We start from the raw sequence: 21039 nt of genomic DNA, 5'->3' as shown, positions 1-21039 counted from the left end.
CCCGTATGCATTGGAAAGCGCAGCTGGTCCAAACGGCGAACCGGATCGCCGGTTCCTTTCGCGGCCATCCGAACGTAGCCGCCGTTGCAATCGGAGGAAGCATCGGCAGAGGACAGATGTGGAAGCATTCCGATCTGGAGCTTTGCCTTGTCGTGGAACAGCGGATGGAGCAATACCAGCATTTTAATTATATCGACGATATGGGCGTGGAAATTATTCAAATTACCCGAAGCAGGATGGCAGAGTTCATCCGCGGGTTTAGGCAGCCGGACAAGTCGTTGCTCGCATTTCCGATTCAAATTTACCGGTGCCGCATCGTCTACGATCCGGAGAATATGCTCGAAGAATTCAAGCAGATTTACGACACCTATCTGTTTCATGACGATGTTGCGGCGCTGAAGCAAAAGGAAGCGCTGCAGCAGGCCGATCTGCGGCTCGGCGACGCCCGGGAACTGGCGGAAGCGGGAGAGGTGGGCGGCGCGGCCGGCCACCTGCGAATCGGTCTGAACTTCTTGCTGCTCGCTTCCTACTGGCATTACCGCATTTTGCCGCGCAGCCAAAACCGGACGATCTATTTTTTGAAGAAAAATTCGGAAGCTCCGGGACGGACGCAGCTGCGGCCGTTGTATGATCTGTTCGTGGAGGCGTTCGGTCTGAACCGTCCGCACAAGGAATTGAAGGAACGGCTGCTTCAGGCTCAGCCGGCTATCTTCGCTATAGCCGAAGCGAGCTGGGGAAGCAATACGCCGGTCTTTTTGGAGCACGCGGTGGATGGGAATCTGGAATGGGGGCATGACCGGAGCATCGTCTACGTGTACAAATATTGCGTTCACCGGATGCAGCTGAGCGGCGGCCAGAGGAATCCGTACGATACGGCGAGTTTGCCGAATCGTACCCGCAGCTGCACCGATTCCTCGATTTCGGGGATATCACGGCGGACGGGGTGCATCGATGGATCGGGCAATATATTGAGATTCGCAACCGGCTTGCGGAGCGGGTGTTGGCGACCGTTCTTGACGGCTGACGCATTGCGGCAAAAAAATTTCCCTTTATCGCTCCCCTTATTTGGGCTCTCTGAATAGCATAAGAGTAAGAAGCTGCATAAAGGGGATAACCAAAGTGATTCAATATATCGTTCAACAAGGAGACTCGTTGTACTCGATCGCCCAAAAGTTCGGTACGACGGTTCAGGCGCTGATGGAGGCGAACCGGCTCGCTTCCCCGGCTCTGGATGTGGGACAAATCGTCAACATTCCCGTTCCGGCGCCTGTGACGTATACGGTCAAGGCCGGAGATACGATCTACGGCATCGCCAAAATGTTCAATACGACTGCGGAAGCGGTCATGATGCTGAACCGGCTTACTTCCTCCGCCCTCTACATCGGGCAAACCTTGATCATTCCGATTTATACGGAAGTTATCGTTCATGTAGAGGGGCTGTATGTGCGCGGCTATGCCAGCACGGATGCTCCGGCGGTGGCCGAAATGGCCAGAGGAGCGAGGCTGCCTGTCACAGGCATCGTAGGAAACTGGATTCAGGTCCGCTTGTTCGACGGGCGCCTAGGCTGGCTGCTCGGAGCGGCGGTGCGTCTGGTTCCGCATGACGGACAGCGTCCCGTGCAGGAGATTTTCGGCTTCTACACGGAGGAAGAGGGGCCTACGCTGCCAAGCTCGCATGAAGTGTTCACAAGCCAGGCGGCTCACTTGTCCAATGTCGGGATGTTCCATTTCCGGATTCTGCGCGAAGATCCGGCGCAAATCGAGAAATTTCCCGCAACCTTTACCGATGATTATATGAAAGAGGTCGTCGCGTTCGGGCATCGCCATAATATTAAAATGCTGCCTACGGTCCATAATCTGCTGTACGAGCGCGGCAACCAAAACGCCAATAAAGAAGTGATCGGCGGCATGCTGCAAACCGAACAGACGCGAGCGGCGTTTATCGCCGGCATTTTGCAGTTGATTGAGACGTATTCGTTCGACGGCGTCAACATCGACTTCGAGGACGTCAACTATGAAGACCGGTTCCGGTTATCCGCATTTTACCGGGAGCTGGGGCGGGCGCTGAAGCAGCGGGGATATTATTTTTCCGTGGACGTCCCATCCAGAACGTCGGATGAGCCTACGAATCCGTTCTCCGATCCGTTCGATTACGCAGTGCTCGGCAGCGTAGCCGACGAGGTCGTACTGATGCTGTATAACGAACACGGATGGCCGGGCAGCGGCCCGGGACCGGTCGTTTCCATCGGCTGGATGGAGACGGTCGTCAATTATGCGCTGACCAAAATGCCTGCGAGCAAAATGACCGCCGCCGTCTCCGTGTTCGGCTTCGACTTCAATCTGACGACGAAGCGCAATACGTATGCCACCTATGCGATGGCGATGGATTTGGCCCGCAAATATAACCGCGAGGTCCAGTTCGACCAAGAGACTCAGACGCCGATGTTCGCTTATACCGATGAAGCGGGCAATCAGCATGAAGTCTGGTTTGAGAATGCGCAGAGCATACGGGCCAAGATGGACCTCGCCGACCGGCTGGGTATCAGAGGCATTGCGTTGTGGCGGCTCGGTATGGAAGACCCGGCCATTTGGACGATGATGGAAGAGCATTTCGTCATTCGCAAAAGTGTCATGTAGCAATCTGACATAGCGCGTGGGCGATGCGAGGCAAAGATGCCTGCAAGGAGGAGAATAATGGAGCCGCCGGCAGATCGGCTATGGAGCGCCCGGAAGGAGCGGCTATGCCGAGGGCAAGCATCTGGAGCAGCCGTAGGAAGCCGCGCCGCCGGGAACGGCAAACAGCCCGATGAATCTGGCCGATTCACTCGGGCTGTTACCTTTGTTCGTTTGGACGCTATCCCGTCAAATTGCGGCCTGTTTCTCGGTGTCGCGGTTTTTGCTGCGGAACAGCAGAATGATCGCCAGGCACGGCACCAGACAGAGCAGGCCGCAGGCGATGAAAGCACCGTCGGCGCCGTAGCGGTCCGCGACGAACCCGGCGAACAGGTTGCCGACCGGCGTAGACCCTGCGAATACCAGCGAATAGACGCTCATCACCCTGGACCGGTACTCGTCCTTGGAGAAAATTTGCAGAGACGAATTGCAGTTGGTGGCGAACAAAATGTTAAACACGCCGGTACAGGCCAGAAACAAGCCGGTCCAATACGGCGAACCGGTCATCCCGGTCAGGCAGAGAAAGACGGAAATCATCATCGACGCGGCAAAAATAACCTTCATCTTCGGCCCCTTCTTGCTGCGGAGCGAGACGGTGAGAGCGCCGATCAGCGAGCCTGCGCCCAGGCAGGACATCAGCGTCCCGTAGGTGCGTTCTTGCAGATGAAGCACGCTTTTGGTAAAGACGGGAATCAGCACGCTGAAATTGTAGGCGAACGTACCGATGATCGTGACGAGCAGCAGCGTCTGCAGCAGCCGCTTGTCCTGCGATATGTAGACCATGCCGTCTTTAATTTCCTTGAGGATGCCGACATCCTTTTTCTTTTGCCTGACGTAAGGCGTCGTCTTAATGCGCAGCAGGCCGTAGATTACCGCGATGAAGCTCACCCCGTTGAGCAGAAAACACCAGCCGGGGCCGAGCAGCGCCATCATAGCCGCCCCGATGGAAGGCCCCAATATTCTCGCCAGATTGAAGGTAGTCGAGTTCAAGGCGATCGCATTCATCAAGTCTTCCTTGCCTACGATTTCGATATTGAACGACTGCCGGGTCGGCATATCGAACGTGTTGGTAAGCCCGAGAATAAACGCCAGCGTAATCACGTAGCCGTAACGAACGGTATCGGTGAAGACGAGGATGGCCAGGACGAAGGCGAGAATCATGGAAATCGTCTGAGTGGCAATCAGAATTTGTTTCTTCGGGAATTTGTCGATCAGCGCTCCGGCGAACAGCGAGAAGCAGGTGATCGGCAAAAACTGTATCGTGCCGACAAGTCCGAGCAAGAGCGGGGAGCCGGTCAGCGTCAAGACGAGCCACGATTGGCCGATGTTTTGCATCCACGTGCCGATCAGCGAGATACATTGGCCGAACCAGAAATAACGGTAATTTTGATGTGTGAGGGCGTGAAAATGATTGTTGATCACACGTTCGCCCATCGCCTTTATATTCAAGCGGGTCACCTTCCTGTAAGCATCCCTCGAAAGCGGGTTATTCGTTGTTGTTCTTATCCTGGGCGGGATTCCATCTCGCGGCGTTAGTTCCCATCTTCTCCAAAATGCCCAGAGCCATCCGCTGCTCTTCTTCCGTCAAGCCTTCGTAAATGATCCCCCGCCAATCCGCCAGCACCGAGCGGACCTCTTCGCGGATCATAAGCGCCTTGTCCGTCAAGAAAACGCGGTAAGAGCGTTTGTCTTCATCGCGCACCTGCCGCAAGACGTAGCCTTGCTCCTCCAGCTTCTTCAGCGCTTTGGCCGTCGTTCCTTTATCGATCTTCAGATAACCGGATAATTCCTCTTGGCTGAGCCCGTCCTCTTTGTACAAGGCGTTAAGAAAAATATGCTGCCCAGGACCGATATCCAGATGCTTCAAGCGGTCGCCGATATACATCTGCCCGTAGCGGTATAACAGCGAGACCCAGCGGGAAATCGTATACTTTGGATCGTTCATTCGACCCCTCCCGTGATAATCGTTGCACTTGCCACTATCGACTCCTAGTATAAGGGCGGGTTTGTTGGATATGCAACTATTTTTTGCGCCGTTAAATTTTCCTTTCCAAAGCTATCCATATCCTTTTAATATAGAGTCAGAGAAGGGATCGACGGAAGGGAGGGCGGGGATCATGTTCAAGCGTTTACAGGGCAATGCCAGAGGCTGTCTGATGTTCGAGCCGCTGTTTATTTTGCCGTACAGCTGTTATTTGCCTTATGCCGCTTTATATATGAGAGAGCTCGGGGTAACGGGCCAAGGGATCGGATACATTACGACATTGTGTTTGGGACTGCAAATTTTCACTTCGTTTGCGAGCGGTTTCTTGACGGATTCGATGGGCCGCAAGCGGGCGCTGCTCATTTACGATCTCGTCAGCTGGAGCGCCGCCACGCTGCTGTGGGCGATAGCCCAGAACGTATGGTTTTTCATTGCGGCCGCCGTATTCAACAGCTTTCTCAAGGTGCCGAATACGGCCTGGTACTGCCTCTTGGTAGAGGATACGGAGCCGAAGGAACGCTCCTACGTATTCAATGTGCTGCAGCTGATCACGGTGGTGGGCGGCTTGTTTGCACCGCTCGGGGATTGCTGGTTGAGCATTTGACGCTGGTTCCGGCGGTTCGGCTGATGTATGCGATCGCCTTTGTCAGCATGACGGCGATGTTTTTCGGCAGGCACCGGTTTACGCGGGAATCGGAGATGGGCGTCCGCAAGCGGCAGGAGAGCCGGAACGGAAGTCTGCTGGGCAGCCTCAAGGAATACAGGCAGGTAACGAAGGAATTGTTTGCCAATGCGCCGCTGATGATTATTTTCTGCGTGTACGTCCTGTTTCAATTTCAGCAGACGATGAAAAATACGTTCCTGTCTTTATTTCTCGTCGAGCATCTGCAGGTCGGCGCCGCTGCAGTTTCGCTGTTTCCCGCGGTGACTTCCGCCGTCATGCTGCTGTTGATGTACAAAGCGGTTCCCAGGCTGAAGGAGGCGCATGCGGTACGCTATATGATCGGCGGCTTCGCGCTGTCCTTGCTATCCAACGTCATCCTCATATTCCAAAGTCCGGGCAGCTTGTTCTGGCTTATTCTCAGCACCGTGCTTGCGGCGTCGGGCTCGATATTGACCTATGCCTACTTGGAGGCGGCCGTGGCCAACTCACTGGACGACGAGAAGCGGGCGGCATCTTTCTCCATCCTGACCGTGCTGATTTTGATCTGCATCGCCCCTTCGGGAATGATCGGCGGTTGGGCGTATGCGCTTCATCCGGCCGTCCCGTTTGCGCTCATCTGCGTTGCTTTTCTACTTAGCATAGCGCTTATGGTCCGGTACAAAAATCGCTATTTACCGGCGGATTCCTCAGGTGATATAGTATAGGCGTATTGCTATTATTTGTTAAAAATAAGGAGCCGTCAAAATGAAGAGCCGATTGTTTCGAGCAGCATCCGTCCTTATGGCAGCGATTATTTGGATTTGCGCCGCAGCGCTTCCGGTAAGCGCTTCCGAAACGAATGCTTCATCGCAAGGGTACGCGGACGTACCGAAGGATCATTACGCAAGCAAAGAAATTGAAGCATTGTCGCAGAGGGGGATCATACAGGGAACCGGCGACGGCTTGTTCAAGCCGGAGGAGGAGGTCACGCGGGGCGTTACGGCGCTCTGGCTGAGCAAGGCGCTGAAGCTCGGCTACCCCGCCTCGCTGCAAGGCTTTACCGATGTACCGGAGACTAGCGAATATGCGGTTGCCGTCAACGCTTTGGCGGAGAAGAAAATCATCCAGGGAGACGGAGGCCGCTTCTTCCCCGACATGCCGCTGACCCGCGAGCAGATGGCCAGCCTGCTGGTTCGCGCGTTTCAGCTGAAGGACAACGGCATGAACGTCTGGTTCAAGGATGAAACGGAGATGGGAGAGAGTCATTTTAAGGACATCATCCGGCTCAAGCAATATTTTTTGACCGACCAGATCGAGTTTATGCCCAAGAACAAGGTGACGAGAGCCCAGCTCGCCTTATTTTTGTACCGCGCCATTATGATCGGCGAGCCGGAGCGGGGAGAGCTTCCGCTGGAGGATTTCATGCGCGGCTCCGAGCTCGGCGGATACCAGGTGTCGCCCGACGGCAAGAGGACGGCGCTGCTTAAGGAGTATCATAACCAGCAGCATATTTTCGTCTACAAGAAAGGCGAGGAGAAAGAGGACGCGGAACGCATCACGACGGTCAAGGATCGCGATATCACAGGTTTCTTCTGGTTCGATAACAGCACGCTGCTCTATATGACGAATCGGGGCGGCGATGAGGATTATCATATTCATGCCGTCAGCGCCGACGGTTCGTCCGATAAGGACTTGACGCCGTTTGAAAAAGAAAAGGCGCAGTACATGGAGTCTTTATCTTATATTCCGGGTCATGAGAACGACATTTTGATTTCTTTGAACCATATGTCCAAGCAGTTGTTCGACGTGTACGAGGTCAATGTCAAGACGGGCGAATTCAAGATTGTCGCTAACAACCCGGGCAACATCACGAGTTGGATGACGGATTTGTACGGGGAAGTCAAGCTGGCGAAAGCCACGGTCGGCACCGACACGCAAATTTTGTACCGCAAATCGACTTCGCTGGCGTTCGAGCCGATTCTCGATGTGAAATTCGGGGATTCCTTCGTCCCGATCATGTTTTCGTTCGATAACTCACAGTTGTTCGCTCTCTCGAATATCGGGCGGGACAAGCTTGCGCTCGTGGCCTTCAATCTGAATACGAAGACGATGGGCGATACGATCTATGAAAATCCAGACGCCGATGTGACGGATATCGTCGTATCCTACAAGAAGCAGGCGATTCTGGCGGTTGAATACGAAACGGATAAGGTCCACTACCATTATTTGGACGAGGAATTCGAGCGGCTTAACAAGGATATTGCCGGGCAGCTTCCGGAGAACCAGCAATTTTATATTGTCGGCAATCCGCTTCCCGATAAAAAAGTGACGCTGCGCACCTACAGCGACAAATCGCCGGGGGCGTATTATTTCTACGACCGTCAGACTAAAAGTCTCGAGAAATACGCCGACGTCAAACCGTGGATACATGAAGACGATATGGCGGAGATGAAGCCGATCAGCTACGCATCGCGCGACGGTTACACGATTAACGGTTACTTGACGCTGCCGAAGGGAGCGGCGGGCGGCAAGCTGCCCGTCGTCGTACTGCCGCACGGCGGTCCTTGGGCGCGGGATTCCTGGGGCTTCGATCCGGAGGTGCAGCTGCTCGCCAACCGGGGGTACGCCGTGCTGCAGATGAATTTCCGCGGGTCGACGGGCTACGGCAAGAAGTTTCTAAACGCGGGCAATAAAGAGTGGGGCCGGGCGATGCAAAACGACATCACCGACGGCGTGAATTGGCTGATCGCCCAAGGCATCGCCGATCCTAAGCGGGTCGCGATCTACGGAGGGTCGTACGGGGGTTATGCGGCGCTGGCCGGCGTTACCTATACTCCGGACTTGTATGTCGCTGCGGTCGACTATGTAGGTCCTTCCAGCATGTTTACGTTCTTGAATTCGATGCCGGCTTATTGGGAGCCGGACCGGCAGGTCATGTACAGGCAGGTCGGCGATCCCGACAAGGATAAGGCGATGCTGGAGGCGAGCTCTCCGCTGCTCCATGCCGACCAGATCAAGGCGCCGATCTTCTTTGCCCAAGGCGTCAACGATCCGCGCGTAAGCAAGAAGGAATCCGATCAAATGGTCATGGCGCTGCGGCAGCGGGGGATCGATTCCCCTTATATGATCAAAGCGGACGAGGGCCACGGCTTCCAAAATTATGAGAACCGGATGGACTTCTACAACGCGCTGCTGAAATTTCTCAGCATGCATCTGAAGCCATGAGGCTGCAGCGCTAGCCGTTACTGCTTGGGGCGATAATGCTGCGGCGCTTGCCCGGTCCAGCGCCTGAACTGGCGCGAGAAATGAGTCGCCGAGTGGAAGCCGAGCAGCTCCGCGATGGCGGCAACCGGTTTGTCCGTCGTCACGAGCAGCTTCTTCGCTTCGTTCAGCTTCAACCGGCTGAGAAACTGGCGGGGAGAGACGCCGTAGACATGGGCGAATACTTTGGAGCATTGATAACGGCTCATATTCATCGCCTGGGCGATTTCCGCGACGGTAATATCCGAATAGACGTTTTGCGACAGCAAATCTTCGATCCGATGGGCGACATCGGCGGCGAAGTGGGAGGCGTCCGGCACAGGTCCGGCCGCCTCTTCCGCATGTCCGTCCGGCTGGCCGAGCAAGTCCATGACCTCGCTGACGAGCAGCAGCGTATGCGCCTGAACGGCCAGCCGCTGCCCTGCGTCCAAGCTCACGTGCTGCTCCGAAGCGGCGCCCCGCGTTCGGCTATCGGCGATGCCCCGGCACAGCAGCCGCTCCAGCTCGCCGATATAGCCGGGAACTCTGCTGCGGGAGGCGGCATCCCCGGGTATGCGCCGGTACGGCTCGGCGCCGAGAATGCGCCGCATATCCGAGTCGTCCAGGTCGAAATGCAGATTGAAGAACACATAAGGTATAGAAGCGCCGTTGAGCGTCGCATGTTTGATTCCGGATTTGATCAGCAGCAAGTCGCCCCGTCTCATTAGGACATTCTCCTGTCCGATCTGCTGCGTCACTTCTCCGTCGATGCAATAGACCAGCTCGGTCAGATGGTGGTGATGCTTCGGGTAAGACCAGCCGGGCGGCTTGATGCCAAAATGGCAGCCGGTCACCTGCAAGGTGCTCGTGATGCTTTGGAACGTCCATTGCGCATCCATATCGATTCCGTTCCTTTCTTTTTTGGAGCAGCTTTAAAAGTCTGGTGAAAAAAGAGCGGAGGGGCCATTTGAATCTGGAAAAGCGTAAGCGTTCGCCTTTGAAAACGGATTCTCTCCGCAGAAAAACGAAAAAATAATCCAAAGAATCCGATTTCAACAGCGATTGGAGGATCAAATGGACGCCGCAGCAGACTTTTTCACCGGATGTTCCAATAAGGTACAGTATAGCATGTTTTGCTGCACAAATGGTTATGCAGTCGCCACGTTTGGTCATTGTTCTTCCCGCCGGCTCTTTTTAATATAGAGCTAGTATGAATACAGAGCAGAAATCCGGGCGGAAGAACGGCGGCTCTAAAAGTTCGGTGAAACAAGAGCGGAGCGGCCATGGCCCGGATTTCGGAAAAGAGGTGTGCCCTTGAGCGCAAAGTTTGAAGTAAACGGAAACCGCTTTGTTATGAACGGAGAACCGGTTCGGATTATCTCCGGAGCTATTCATTATTTTCGCGTCGTGCCGGAATATTGGAGAGACCGCTTATTGAAACTGCAGGCATGCGGCTTCAATACGGTGGAAACGTATGTGGCCTGGAATGTTCACGAGCCGGAGGAAGGGCGATTCTGCTTCGACGGCATCGCGGACGTCGCGGAATTTATCCGGCTGGCTGGCGAGCTTGGATTGCATGTCATCGTCCGGCCCAGCCCGTATATTTGCGCGGAATGGGAGTTCGGAGGCTTGCCGGCCTGGCTGCTCGGTTATACGGACATGCGGCTGCGCTGCTCCGACCCGCTCTATTTAAGCAAGGTCGACGCATATTATGACGCGCTTATTCCTCAGCTGAAGCCGCTGCTCTGCACGAACGGCGGACCGATTATCGCCGTGCAGATCGAGAATGAATACGGAAGCTACGGCAACGATCACGGCTACTTGGATTACCTGCGCCGGGGATTGATCGATCGCGGCGTCGACGTATTGCTGTTTACCTCCGACGGCCCGACGGATCAGATGCTGCAGGGCGGTACGCTTGACGGCGTGCTCGCCACCGTCAATTTCGGCTCGAAGGCGGCGGAATCGTTCGCGAAGTTCAGGCAGTACCGCCCGGACGAGCCGCTGATGTGCATGGAATATTGGAACGGCTGGTTCGATCATTGGATGGAGGAGCATCATACCCGCGATGCGGCGGATGTGGCGGCCGTGCTGGACGAGATGCTGGAGGCGGACGCCTCGGTCAATTTCTATATGTTCCACGGCGGCACGAACTTCGGTTTTTACAACGGAGCTAATCATATTAAGACGTACGAGCCGACCGTCACGAGCTATGATTACGATTCTCCGCTTACGGAGTGGGGCGAGCCTGCGCCCAAATATTGGGCGGTGCGTGAGGTGCTCAGGAAGCACGGCATCTTCACCCGCGATATCCCGCTGCCGGAGCCGATTCCGCGCCGAAGCTACGGTCAGGTCGCCATGACGAGCTGCGCCGGGCTATTCGGACAGCTGGAGAAGCTGTCCGCGAAGATCGCCCGTACGAATCCGGAGCCGATGGAGAAGCTCGGACAAAATTACGGGTATATCGTATACACGACGCAAGTTTCGGGTCCCCGGCGCGGGCAAGAGCTGCATCTGCAGGAGGTTCACGACCGGGCGCAGGTCTTTGTGGACGGGGTTCCCGTCGGCGTCGTCGAGCGATGGAACCTGCAGCCGCTCATAGTGGACATTCCGTCTGAAGGAGCGAGCTTGACGATTCTGGTCGAGAACATGGGCCGTATCAACTACGGCCCGCTGCTGAAAGATTATAAAGGGATTACCGAAGGAGTCCGACTCGATAATCAGTTTTTGTTCGGCTGGGATATTTATCGGCTTCCGCTGAACGGGTCTTGGGCATCGGCGCTGGAATGGTCGGACATTCCCCAGGAGACGAGAGAATTGAGCGGCCCCGCTTTCTACCGCGGGACGGTAGAGGCGGAGGAGCCGGCCGATACGTTCATCCGTCTGGACGGATGGCGTAAAGGCATCGTCTTCGTGAACGGATTTCATCTGGGCCGTTATTGGGAGCGCGGTCCGCAAAAGACGCTGTATGTCCCTGGCCCGCTGCTTAAGAAGGGCGCCAATGAAATTATCGTCTTTGAGCTGCATGGCGCCGAAGCTTCGTCAGTGGCCCTGGTGGACACGCCCGATTTAGGGAAGGCGAAGGGAGTCGACACGGCCGTCATCAGTTTTGCGGACGAGGAGTAAGAGGAGTAAGGAGGAGCGGAAACGGGATGCCCTAGGAGGCTTGATCTGCCGCCTGCGAGAGGAAACGGACAGGACTTGAGCGGCAGCATCGCTTAAGTCCTGTTTGTCCTATTTGTCCATTTCGCATATTGCTTCCGAAACGTCCGTTGTCTTACAATGGGAGCAGACCAGAAATTAACGTGAGACCGGGGAGCAAGCCGTATATGCCGATACAGAAAGACCCGTTTGACCGCCGTTTTGACAGCTTCGTCACCCTTGCGGATATGATATGTGACGTGCTGCAATGTCCGGTGACGATTGAGAATGCCAATCATCAGCTGATCGCCTACAGCTCGCACAGCCCCCATACCGACCCCGCGCGGATAGCGACGATTATCGGAAGACGCGTCCCTGAGCAGGTCATCGGGGCGCTGTGGAGAAACGGCGTCATTCAGCGGCTGATGGAAAGCGAGGAGCCAGTGCGCATTGCGGCCGTACGCGATGTCGGTCTTGGCGACCGGATTGCGATAGCGATTCGCAAAGCGAGCGAAATCCTCGGCTATATTTGGGTGATGGAGGAAAACCGCCGGCTCGATCAAGCCGATTATTCGCTATTGAAGAAGGCGTCCGAGGCGTCCAAGCATTTGATGCTGCAGCTGCAAATTCAGAAGCGCAAGGAAGAGGAAGGGCAGCAAAATTTGTTTTGGCAGCTGCTGACAGGCCATTTAAAATCCGCCGGGGCGATCAGGGAGCGGGCGGAGCAGCTGCACATTGCGCTGCCTGCAAGCTACCGGGTGAGCGTATTCGAATTCGCGAGGGAAATTACCGGAGAGCTGCTCCAGCGTATTCAATATATGATAACTACGACGCAGCGGGTGAAAATTTTGTTCCATGTGCCCGACGGCATGCAGCTTGTGCTGCTCACGGCCGCGGGCGGCGGCAGCAAAGCGCATGAAAGGGAGAACGCCGCCGCAGGCTTAGGCGATTTTATCGGCGATTTTATCGCACAAATGACGGAGCGGTTCGGCACAGGGCCGAAGGACGGCGCGAGCAGCAGCGAGTACGGCGATTATACGATGGTCGAGCAGGGCTGGCAGGAAGCCGTTGCCGTGCTCGAGCTGAAGAAGCGGTTTCCGGAAGCGCTGGCGCATACGCGTCAATACGGAGAGCTGGGATTTTACCGGTTTTTGCCGGCGATGGCGGAGCTGGATCGGACGCGGCGTCATGAAAGTCGTTTTTTGCCTCGACTAAAGGCGTACGATGGGGAGCATCACAGCTGCCTGGTAGAAACGTTATCCGCGTTTTTGCAGCATGACGGCAGCTTGAAGGAGACGGCCGATGCGCTGCATATTCACATCAACACGCTCAATTACCGGCTCAAACGAATTTCGGACATCGGCGGAATCGATCTGAAAAACACCGATCATAAAGTGACCGCGTATTTGGAGCTGAAGCTCGACCGGCTGGCCCGTTAAAAAGCCATTTGTTGGTTTTCCACAAAAAGCCGGTCGATTTTTCTCAAATTTCCACGAAGCCAAAGCGTTCCATTCATCCTATAATCCTAACTGTACGAGCGGAACACACCTTCGCAACCTGCTATTAGTCATGCGTAAAGCGAGTAGGGTTCCCGACTGGAGGAGGAATACTGGAATGAAAATCGGCTTGCCTAAAGAGATGAAAAACAATGAGAACCGTGTCGCTCTCACGCCTTCCGGCGTAGCGGAACTGGTCCGCAGAGGACATGTCGTTTATGTAGAAAAGAACGCCGGTATTGGAAGCGGTCTCAGCAGCGAGCAGTATGAAGCGGCGGGGGCACGTATTTGCGACCGGGCCGAGGAGGTTTGGGCCGCTTCGGAGATGATTATGAAGGTGAAGGAGCCGATTGCAGCGGAGTACGGCTATTTTCGGCAGGGTTTGACGCTGTTCACTTACCTGCACCTGGCGGCAGAGCCTGCGCTGGCTGCCGCATTGGCGGACAAAGGCGTCACGGCGATCGCTTACGAGACGGTTGAGAAAGGCGGCGCGCTGCCTCTGCTCGTCCCGATGAGCGAGATCGCGGGGCGTATGTCGGCGCAAATCGGCGCGCAGTTTCTGGAGAAGCCCCACGGCGGCAAGGGGCTTGTCCTCGGCGGCGTTCCCGGGGTGAAGCGGGGGAAGGTCGCCGTGATCGGTGGCGGCGTGGCCGGGGTTCATGCGGCCAAAATTGCCGCAGGGCTCGGCGCCGAGGTGACGATCATCGATGTCAATCCGGAGCGGCTGCGGTATTTGGACGATTTGTTCGGCAGGGAAGTTCAAACCTTGATGTCGAATACAGAGCATATTGCGCAGGAGGTAGAGCAATCCGACCTCGTTATCGGGGCCGTATTAATTCCCGGAGCGAAAGCGCCGAAGCTGGTTACCGAGGCGATGGTGCGTTCGATGTCGCCGGGCTCCGTGATCGTCGATATCGCCATCGACCAGGGAGGCATCGTGGAAACGGCCAACCGCATCACCACGCATGACGATCCCGTATACGTGAAGCATGACGTCGTCCACTATGCGGTGGCGAACATGCCCGGAGCGGTGCCGAGAACATCCACATTTGCGCTTACGAATGCGACGCTGCCTTACGCGCTGCAAATCGCCGATTACGGCGTCAAGCAGGCGGTGGGCGGCAATGCGGCGCTGGCCAAAGGCGTCAATACGGCCGGCGGGTGTATTACGCATCCGGCCGTAGCCAAGGATTTGCAGTATGAGTACGTTCCTGTAGAGAAGGCAATCTAGCGGGCGGCAAGACGGGGAGGAACAGGAATGTACAGCTATCGGGATACCCGGGCGGAAATATCGCTCGACGCGATTTACCATAATGCGGCTGCGTTCAAAGCCTGCGCGTCGCCGTCCTGCCGGCTGATGGCCGTCGTCAAAGCCGACGGCTACGGCCACGGAGCGGCAGCGGCCGCCGCTGCGGCGATGGAAGCGGGGGCGGACTATCTGGGCGTCGCCTTCCTCGACGAGGCGCTGCAGCTAAGGGAGGCCGGGATCGGGCTGCCGATCCTCGTGCTGGGCTATACGCCGCCTCGTTCGACGGAAGCCGCTGTGCGAAGCGGCGTGGCTTTGACCGTGTTCACCGGCGAGGCGCTGGATTGCATTGCCGCTTGCGCGCAGCGGCTGCAGCGGGAAGCTGCGGTCCATCTGAAAATCGATACGGGGATGTCCCGTCTCGGCGTGACGGAAGCGGACGAAGCGCTCGCTTTGGCGCGAAAGGCGGCGAGCATTCCGGGCTTGAGGCTGGAGGGCGTATTTACCCATTTCGCCGATGCCGACGCGCCCGATCCGTCGTATACGGAGCGGCAGTTCGCCGCCTTCACCGGCATCGTGGAGCGCTTGCGGCGGGAAGGGCTGTCCGTGCCGATAGCCCACTGCTGCAACAGCGCTGCGGCGCTGCGCTTTCCCCAGATGCATCTGGATATGATCCGGATCGGGATCAGCCTGTACGGCTTGCTTCCCGCTCCGGATGCGAACGCCGCCGGGCTGGAGCTGAAGCAGGCGTTCCGGCTCAAGACGGCGGTCGCCTCGCTGAAGCCGGTTGCCGCCGGGCAGCCGGTCGGCTACGGCTGCACGTATCGGCCGGATCGCGACATCCGGGTCGCGGCCATTCCGATCGGCTATGCGGACGGTTTGCCGCGCTCGCTCTCCAATCGCGGCTGCGTCCTCATCCGGGGAGGGCAGGCCCCCATCATCGGCCGGATTTGCATGGATCAGACGATGGTGGACGTCACCGGCCTGCCGGATGTCCGCGTAGGCGATGAAGTAACCGTGTACGGCGGCGATCCGAGGGACGGCGCGGGCGCCTCCATCGATGAGGTTGCCGCGCTCGCCGGCACGATTAACTACGAAATCGTATGCGCCGTAGCGAAGCGCGTGCCGAGGGTGTACCGCAGGCACCGGCGGGAGGCCGGCTTTTGCAATGCCGTCCTGCGCACCGGTTCCCGCTAAACCATGCGGCACCGGCAAAGCTTCGGAGGTAGATCGGCGCCTGCGCAAAGTAACGGGAATTCGACGTACCGCATCGCCATACATATGGATAGACGTTTTTCTCAGACCAAACCATCGGGGGAAGTGATTCAGGATGTCGATTGAACAGCGGCTGGCCGAGCTTTTTGCGGATTATGTTCAGGAGCAGCAATACAGCGGTACCGTACTCGTGGCGCAGCACGGACAGGTTATCCTAAGCGGGGCTTACGGATGGGCAAACCGCGAGCATGCCGTACCGAACCGTCCGGATACGAAGTTTCGCATCGCCTCCATCTCCAAATCGTTTACGGCGATGAGCATCTTATGGCTGGCCGAGCGGGGAAAGCTGGATTTGGGCGATTCCGTCCGGCGCTATTTCACATGCCCGTGGCTGCCGGTGAAGGCGACGCTGCATCATCTGCTGACGCATACGTCGGGCATTCCCGACTTCGAGAAGCTGCCGGCTTTTGTGAACGGAGAGGAGCGCAGCCTTCTTCGAACGGAAGACATGCTGGCGCTGATCAAGGATGTGCCGCTCCTGTTCGAGCCGGGGAAGGGCTGGTCTTACGGCAACACTGGATACAATCTGCTCGCCTCGTTGATCGAGCGAATTTCGGAGCAGAGCTACGGGGAATTTTTGCGGAGCGTGATTTTGGAACCGCTCGGGATGACCTCGACCGGCAGCGCTTATTCGCAAAGCATCGTATCCGGGTTGGCTGACGGGTATACGAAGGATGGAGCCGGAGTTTTGACGAAAGCGCGGTACTATGAAATCCATAATTTCCAAGGCTCGGGCAGCTTGTACTCCACTGCGGAAGATCTGCTTTTATGGGACCGGGCGCTCTATGCCAATCCGATCGTTTCCGGAGACGCTCTCGCCCGGATGTTCCGACGTCATGCCGAGGCCAGCCCGCGCCGGCATTACGGCTACGGCTGGTCCGTATACGATCGTTTCCGCGGGCATGGCGGCTGGCTGCCGGGCTGCTGGAGCAAATTCAGGCAATACCCCGAGCAGGGCCTTGCCCTCATTATGCTGTCCAATCACGATTTTACGGCGGAGAACGAAATTCTCGATCGCACGGGTGAAATAGCGCTTACAAGCTGATCGTCATCAGATCGCTGGCGAGCGTAACCTTGCGGCGCAGCTGTTCGGGACACGAATCCAGAACGGCCTCGTAAGGCTCGTCATCGCTCAAATGGACGATGACGATGCGCTCGATGCGTTCGACCGGATAGTACCGGAGCACGGCGTCCAGGCTGGAGTGCGCTTGGGAGGAGGAATCCGCCGCCGTCGTCGCTTCATGGATGAGCGTATGTACCGGCGATTGCTCGCGAATCCATTCGTTTGGCCGGGTATCGGCCGAGTAGATCGTTACCTTTCCGTCGTGAACCAGCTTGAGTCCGACGGTCGGTCCGGCATGCAGGCTCGGGAAGGCGGTCATCGTCAGGCCGTTTCTGTCGAACAGCTGCGTTACGGCGCCGTCATCGAACAGAGCGATGCGAATGTCGAAACGAATAGGCCAGCTTGCCGTCTGATAGCTGTGCAGCAGGCTGCGGAGCTGAGCTTCGTTGCTCTTCGAGCAGCGGATGGTCAAGGCGTCTTCCCGTCCGGCGATCCACATTCCCCATAGAAGCGACGGCAAGCCGTAAATGTGGTCGATATGGAAATGGGTGAACACAACCTCGCTGATGCGGTTTAACGGAATCCGCAGTTTTTTCAGCTTGCCGAGCGGATTGCCGCCGACATCGATCAGAATACAGTCCTCTTCGTGTTGAACGAGCAAATACGTATTGTCCCTGTCCGCGCTGCCCGCGGCGCTGGCGGTTCCCATGCAAATAATATTCATCTTCGGCCTCCTGTTGGTTCATGGATTGACGATATGAGAAATTAGCTCCCATGTCATGGAACATACAATAAATCCAAATGCGGTTTTTGGCAAGAGGAGAACGGGATGAAAATAATTTGTTAAGTTTTCGTTGACAAACGGGGAGTTCCCCTCTATAATTCAAATCAATTCAATGCATTGAAATACGGTAGGTTCGAGTAGATGGAGAAACCCTTATCCGTAATCATGCCTTCCCTTGCGGGGAACAGGTGTGTTTACTGTGGATAGGGGTTTTTTGTATTATTTTTAAATAAAAGCGAGGAAGAAGAGCATGAGGGGATACGTATTTGATCTGGACGGCACCATTTATCTGGGAGATAGAATGATCGAAGGCGCAGCCGAAGCCATTCGAATTTTGCGGGAACGCGGGGACCGGGTCGTCTTTTTATCCAATAAACCGATCGCTACCCGGCAGTCGTATGCGGAGAAGCTGACCAAGATGGGGATACCGACGAGTGTGGAGGATGTGCTTAATTCTTCGCTGATCGTAGCGCGCTATTTGCAAAAAAGAATGGCTCCCGGCGAGCGGGTGTACGTCATCGGGGAGCAGCCGATTCACGACGAGCTGCAAAGCCACGGCATCGCCTTAACCGGCGACAGCGTCAATCCCGATTACGTCGTTCTGTCCTGGGACCGGCAATTTACTTACGACAAGCTGAACATCGTGTACCAGGCCGCTGTAAGCGGCTCCAAAATTATCGCCTCCAACCCGGATGCCACCTGTCCGCTGGATCACGGTCAAATCCCGGATACGGGAACGTTCATCGCAGCTTTGGAAGCGGCTACGGGCAGATCGATCGACCTCGTCGTCGGCAAGCCTTCGCTGATCGCAGCCGAAGCGGCGGTCGAGCACTTGGGTCTCCAGTATGCCGATTGCTTCATGATCGGAGACCGGCTCGAGACGGACATCAGAATGGGCAACGACGCCGGGATGCAATCCGTGCTCGTATTGACCGGCGTGGCCACCGCCGAAATGGCCGCCTCATCGGAATACAAGCCGGCGCATGTTATTCCGAGCATCAAAGAAATCGTCCGGCTGTAGACATTTCGTGGTATAATGGTGTCACCTTTGAAAGGAGGAGACGTATGTATCCGATTGTCGATCTGGTCGAGCATCAGACCATTGCAGCAGTTCAAAGAGAAGAAGATTTGGAGCTTGCGTTGAAAAGCGAGGCGAACATCATTTTCTTACTGACCGGCTCCATTTTTAATATGAAAGAACTGGTTGACCGCATTAAGGAAGCAGGGAAGCATGTGTTTCCTCACATGGAGTTCATCGACGGGATCGCGCCCGACAAGAGCGGCGTCGCGTACATGGCCCAGAACATTAAGCCGACGGGCATCATATCCACGAAGAGCAATCTGATTCGGGTTGCCAAGGATCATAAGCTGATGGCGATTCAGCGTATTTTTCTGATCGACCGCAGCGCCGTGACCAGAGGGATCAAGGCCGTGGAGCAGAGCCAGCCGGATGCGATCGAAGTCATGCCCGGCATCATGCCGAGAATCGTCCGCGAGATGACGAATATGACGCCGCTTCCGATCATCGCCGGAGGACTCGTCGGCAACCAGGAAGAGATCGACGAAGCGCTGAGAGCCGGCGCTCTGGCCGTATCGGCCGGCAAGTCGGATTTATGGTGAGCGCCCGCTTGCAAGGGCAGCGAGAGAGTCAGACAATTGCATATGGTTTGATGTGCATCGGATTCAAAGCGGGATGAGACTATGGAGAAACCTCTTTGGAAAAGTGCGGCCGGCTTATGCCAGGTTGTTCTTTTTCGCGGAGGTTTTTTTATTTGTAACGGAGGCGAATCAATTTGAATGGGAAGACCGAGTTTTCGGCAAAAAACCGGCGGGGCATTTTGCAGTCGATGGCGGAGGAGCCGCTGGAGCTGCTGGTCATCGGCGGCGGAATTACGGGTGCGGGCATCGCACTGGATGCGGCTACCCGGGGAATCCGGGTCGGAGTGCTGGAGAAGAACGATTTCGCATCGGGAACGAGCAGCCGTTCGACCAAGCTGATCCACGGCGGGCTGCGTTACCTGAAGCAGGGCGAGATCAAGCTGGTGCAGGAGGTCGGGCGGGAGAGGGCCATATTGTATAAAAACGCGCCGCACCTCGTCATTCCCGCGCCGATGCTGCTTCCGGTGTATAAGGGAGGCACTTACGGTTACTTCGCTTCCTCCATCGGACTGTACATTTACGACTGGCTGGCTGGAGTCGCCCGCAAAGAGCGGAGAAAAATGCTCGGGCGCAAGGAGACGATCGAGCGGGAACCGCTGCTGAAGAAGGAAGGGCTGAAGGGCGGCGGTCTCTATTACGAATACCGCACCGACGACGCGCGTTTGACGCTGGATATTATGAAGACGGCGGTGCAGCGGGGAGCGCGAATCGTCAATTATGCGGAAGCGGTGAAGTTCATCTACGAGAACGGCAAGGCGGTCGGCGTGGAGGTGCACGACCGGATCGGCGGGCTGCGTCAGATGATTCGGGCCAAGCATATCGTCAATGCGGCGGGGCCGTGGGTGGATCAGGTGCGCAGCCTCGACGGCTCCTTGAAGGGCAAACGGCTGTTTTTGACCAAAGGCGTGCATCTTGTCGTCGATTATCATCGTCTTCCGGTGCGGCAGGCGGCTTACTTCGATACGCCGGACGGGCGGATGGTGTTCGTCATTCCGCGTGGCAACATTACTTACGTCGGAACGACGGATACCGCTTATTCGGAATCGATCGACCAGCCCAGAACGACGCTGGAGGACCGGGATTATTTGATCCGTGCCGTCAATGCGATGTTTCCTGCGATCAAGCTGACGCCGGGGGATATCAAATCGCATTGGGCCGGCTTAAGACCGCTGATTTACGAGGAAGGCAAAGGGCCGTCGGAGCTTTCGCGCAAAGACGAAATTTTCGTCTCGGACAGCAAGCTGATTACGATCGCCGGCGGCAAGCTCACAGGCTTCCGCAAAATGGCGGAGAAGGTCGTCGACCTGGTTGCGGAAGAGCTGAAGCGGGAAACCGGGCGCTCGTATCCGGCATGCACGACGGATCAAATTACGATTACCGGGGGCGAGAAGCGCGACGGCGTCACCTTCGCGGAGTGGAAGCGGGAGATGCTTCAGTCGGGAATTTCCCAAGGCATTGACGGGCAGACGATGCAGGAGTGGGTCGATACGTACGGATCGAATGCGCTGCGGATTCTGAACTACTTGCCCGAGTCGCGGAAGCAGAATCTCCCGGCCCAGCTGCAGTGGCTTCATGCGCAGCTTACGTACTCCGTTCAGGAGGAGATGACGGTAACCGCCGCCGACTTTCTGCGGCTTCGCTCCGGCTGGTCGTACTTTCATCTGGCCAAGGCGGAGAAATACCGCAACATCGTGGAGAAGCTGATGAACGATATGCTTCAGCTCGACCCGATGCAGAAAGATATGCAGCTGGATATGCTGAATCAGCTGTTCCGCAATATTCACGAGCTTCCTTCCACCCAGAAGAAGCTGCAGACGGTCTCGTCTTAAGGAGGG

General features: G+C 56.4%; 17 protein-coding genes. 13 read left to right on the top strand and 4 right to left on the bottom strand.

The annotated features are described in order from the left end of the window. Positions 1 to 5: 5 nt before the first annotated feature. Together SK3146_RS06535 and SK3146_RS06530 are read left to right on the top strand one after the other, a co-directional pair. Positions 6 to 1082 (top strand): nucleotidyltransferase domain-containing protein, encoded by a 1077-nt coding sequence (locus SK3146_RS06535; protein WP_249864324.1) that lies wholly within the window; start codon positions 6 to 8, stop codon positions 1080 to 1082. Between the two features lie 37 nt (positions 1083 to 1119). After that, positions 1120 to 2637 (top strand): LysM peptidoglycan-binding domain-containing protein, encoded by a 1518-nt coding sequence (locus SK3146_RS06530; protein ID WP_249864323.1) that lies wholly within the window; start codon positions 1120 to 1122, stop codon positions 2635 to 2637. Positions 2638 to 2862: 225 nt separating this feature from the next. Here the strand turns inward: SK3146_RS06530 and SK3146_RS06525 are convergent, their stop codons facing one another. Both SK3146_RS06525 and SK3146_RS06520 read right to left on the bottom strand, forming a co-directional pair. Next, complete coding sequence (locus SK3146_RS06525; protein ID WP_249864322.1) at positions 2863 to 4122, bottom strand: MFS transporter; 1260 nt, start codon at positions 4120 to 4122, stop codon at positions 2863 to 2865. A 37-nt stretch (positions 4123 to 4159) separates the two neighbouring features. After that, entirely contained in the window at positions 4160 to 4618 is a 459-nt protein-coding gene (locus SK3146_RS06520) for a MarR family winged helix-turn-helix transcriptional regulator (protein ID WP_249864321.1), read from the bottom strand. 172 nt (positions 4619 to 4790) lie between these two features. On the opposite strand from SK3146_RS06520, the gene SK3146_RS06515 reads away from it, so the two are divergent. The 3 genes from SK3146_RS06515 (at position 4791) to SK3146_RS06505 (ending at position 8525) form a co-directional block, all read left to right on the top strand. Next, complete coding sequence (locus SK3146_RS06515) at positions 4791 to 5261, top strand: MFS transporter (RefSeq protein ID WP_249864320.1); 471 nt, start codon at positions 4791 to 4793, stop codon at positions 5259 to 5261. After that, positions 5243 to 6025 carry an MFS transporter gene (locus tag SK3146_RS06510; RefSeq protein ID WP_249864319.1) on the top strand — a complete coding sequence of 261 codons (783 nt, stop codon included), beginning with the start codon at positions 5243 to 5245 and terminating at the stop codon, positions 6023 to 6025. Before SK3146_RS06515 ends, SK3146_RS06510 begins: the two co-directional genes overlap by 19 nt. A 76-nt stretch (positions 6026 to 6101) precedes the next feature. Beyond that, a complete protein-coding gene (locus SK3146_RS06505; RefSeq protein WP_249864318.1) occupies positions 6102 to 8525 on the top strand; it encodes a S9 family peptidase in 2424 nt (807 codons plus the stop codon). Positions 8526 to 8542: 17 nt separating this feature from the next. On the opposite strand, the gene SK3146_RS06500 is transcribed toward SK3146_RS06505, so the two are convergent. Next, positions 8543 to 9439, bottom strand: a complete 897-nt coding sequence (locus SK3146_RS06500) for a helix-turn-helix domain-containing protein (protein WP_249864317.1) — start codon at positions 9437 to 9439, stop codon at positions 8543 to 8545. 454 nt (positions 9440 to 9893) lie between these two features. Between SK3146_RS06500 and SK3146_RS06495 the strand changes: the two genes are divergently transcribed. The 5 genes from SK3146_RS06495 to SK3146_RS06475 all read left to right on the top strand — a co-directional run bounded on the left by SK3146_RS06495 (position 9894) and on the right by SK3146_RS06475 (position 16743). After that, the gene (locus tag SK3146_RS06495) at positions 9894 to 11666 is read left to right on the top strand and encodes a glycoside hydrolase family 35 protein (RefSeq protein WP_249866201.1); all 1773 of its coding nucleotides are present in this window, start codon (positions 9894 to 9896) and stop codon (positions 11664 to 11666) included. Positions 11667 to 11869: 203 nt separating this feature from the next. Then, positions 11870 to 13120, top strand: coding sequence for a PucR family transcriptional regulator (locus SK3146_RS06490; RefSeq protein ID WP_249864316.1), 1251 nt, complete (start codon positions 11870 to 11872; stop codon positions 13118 to 13120). Between the two features lie 175 nt (positions 13121 to 13295). After that, a complete protein-coding gene (ald, locus tag SK3146_RS06485) occupies positions 13296 to 14408 on the top strand; it encodes an alanine dehydrogenase (RefSeq protein ID WP_249864315.1) in 1113 nt (370 codons plus the stop codon). Between the two features lie 27 nt (positions 14409 to 14435). Continuing rightward, positions 14436 to 15620 (top strand): alanine racemase, encoded by a 1185-nt coding sequence (gene alr, locus SK3146_RS06480; RefSeq protein ID WP_249864314.1) that lies wholly within the window; start codon positions 14436 to 14438, stop codon positions 15618 to 15620. Positions 15621 to 15753: 133 nt separating this feature from the next. Then, positions 15754 to 16743: a serine hydrolase domain-containing protein gene (locus tag SK3146_RS06475; RefSeq protein ID WP_249864313.1), complete on the top strand. Its 990-nt coding sequence runs from the start codon at positions 15754 to 15756 to the stop codon at positions 16741 to 16743. On the opposite strand, the gene SK3146_RS06470 is transcribed toward SK3146_RS06475, so the two are convergent. Continuing rightward, entirely contained in the window at positions 16733 to 17485 is a 753-nt protein-coding gene (locus SK3146_RS06470) for an MBL fold metallo-hydrolase (protein WP_249864312.1), read from the bottom strand. The genes SK3146_RS06475 and SK3146_RS06470 overlap by 11 nt on opposite strands. A gap of 310 nt (positions 17486 to 17795) precedes the next feature. Between SK3146_RS06470 and SK3146_RS06465 the strand changes: the two genes are divergently transcribed. From SK3146_RS06465 to SK3146_RS06455, 3 genes are all read left to right on the top strand, one after another. Further along, entirely contained in the window at positions 17796 to 18566 is a 771-nt protein-coding gene (locus SK3146_RS06465) for an HAD-IIA family hydrolase (RefSeq protein ID WP_249864311.1), read from the top strand. A 44-nt stretch (positions 18567 to 18610) separates the two neighbouring features. Beyond that, positions 18611 to 19165 (top strand): glycerol-3-phosphate responsive antiterminator, encoded by a 555-nt coding sequence (locus SK3146_RS06460; RefSeq protein ID WP_249864310.1) that lies wholly within the window; start codon positions 18611 to 18613, stop codon positions 19163 to 19165. A gap of 227 nt (positions 19166 to 19392) precedes the next feature. Then, positions 19393 to 21033, top strand: a complete 1641-nt coding sequence (locus tag SK3146_RS06455) for a glycerol-3-phosphate dehydrogenase/oxidase (protein WP_249866200.1) — start codon at positions 19393 to 19395, stop codon at positions 21031 to 21033. Positions 21034 to 21039: the final 6 nt, after the last annotated feature.

The organism is Paenibacillus konkukensis (assembly GCF_023523925.1).
In the GTDB taxonomy this organism is placed as follows: Bacteria; Bacillota; Bacilli; order Paenibacillales; family NBRC-103111; genus Paenibacillus_S; species Paenibacillus_S doosanensis.
This window is presented reverse-complemented; position numbering and strand designations above follow the sequence as displayed.

Excerpts from the sequence above, each read along its gene's own strand:
- ald (WP_249864315.1), top strand. The coding sequence starts at position 13,296 with ATGAAAATCGGCTTGCCTAAAGAGATGAAAAACAATGAGAACCGTGTC.
- SK3146_RS06465 (WP_249864311.1), top strand. The coding sequence starts at position 17,796 with ATGAGGGGATACGTATTTGATCTGGACGGCACCATTTATCTGGGAGAT.
- SK3146_RS06475 (WP_249864313.1), top strand. The coding sequence starts at position 15,754 with ATGTCGATTGAACAGCGGCTGGCCGAGCTTTTTGCGGATTATGTTCAG.
- SK3146_RS06455 (WP_249866200.1), top strand. The coding sequence starts at position 19,393 with ATGGCGGAGGAGCCGCTGGAGCTGCTGGTCATCGGCGGCGGAATTACG.
- SK3146_RS06470 (WP_249864312.1), bottom strand. The coding sequence starts at position 17,485 with ATGAATATTATTTGCATGGGAACCGCCAGCGCCGCGGGCAGCGCGGAC.
- SK3146_RS06460 (WP_249864310.1), top strand. The coding sequence starts at position 18,611 with ATGTATCCGATTGTCGATCTGGTCGAGCATCAGACCATTGCAGCAGTT.
- SK3146_RS06495 (WP_249866201.1), top strand. The coding sequence starts at position 9,894 with ATGAACGGAGAACCGGTTCGGATTATCTCCGGAGCTATTCATTATTTT.
- alr (WP_249864314.1), top strand. The coding sequence starts at position 14,436 with ATGTACAGCTATCGGGATACCCGGGCGGAAATATCGCTCGACGCGATT.
- SK3146_RS06515 (WP_249864320.1), top strand. The coding sequence starts at position 4,791 with ATGTTCAAGCGTTTACAGGGCAATGCCAGAGGCTGTCTGATGTTCGAG.
- SK3146_RS06505 (WP_249864318.1), top strand. The coding sequence starts at position 6,102 with ATGGCAGCGATTATTTGGATTTGCGCCGCAGCGCTTCCGGTAAGCGCT.
- SK3146_RS06520 (WP_249864321.1), bottom strand. The coding sequence starts at position 4,618 with ATGAACGATCCAAAGTATACGATTTCCCGCTGGGTCTCGCTGTTATAC.
- SK3146_RS06535 (WP_249864324.1), top strand. The coding sequence starts at position 6 with ATGCATTGGAAAGCGCAGCTGGTCCAAACGGCGAACCGGATCGCCGGT.
- SK3146_RS06490 (WP_249864316.1), top strand. The coding sequence starts at position 11,870 with ATGCCGATACAGAAAGACCCGTTTGACCGCCGTTTTGACAGCTTCGTC.
- SK3146_RS06500 (WP_249864317.1), bottom strand. The coding sequence starts at position 9,439 with ATGGATGCGCAATGGACGTTCCAAAGCATCACGAGCACCTTGCAGGTG.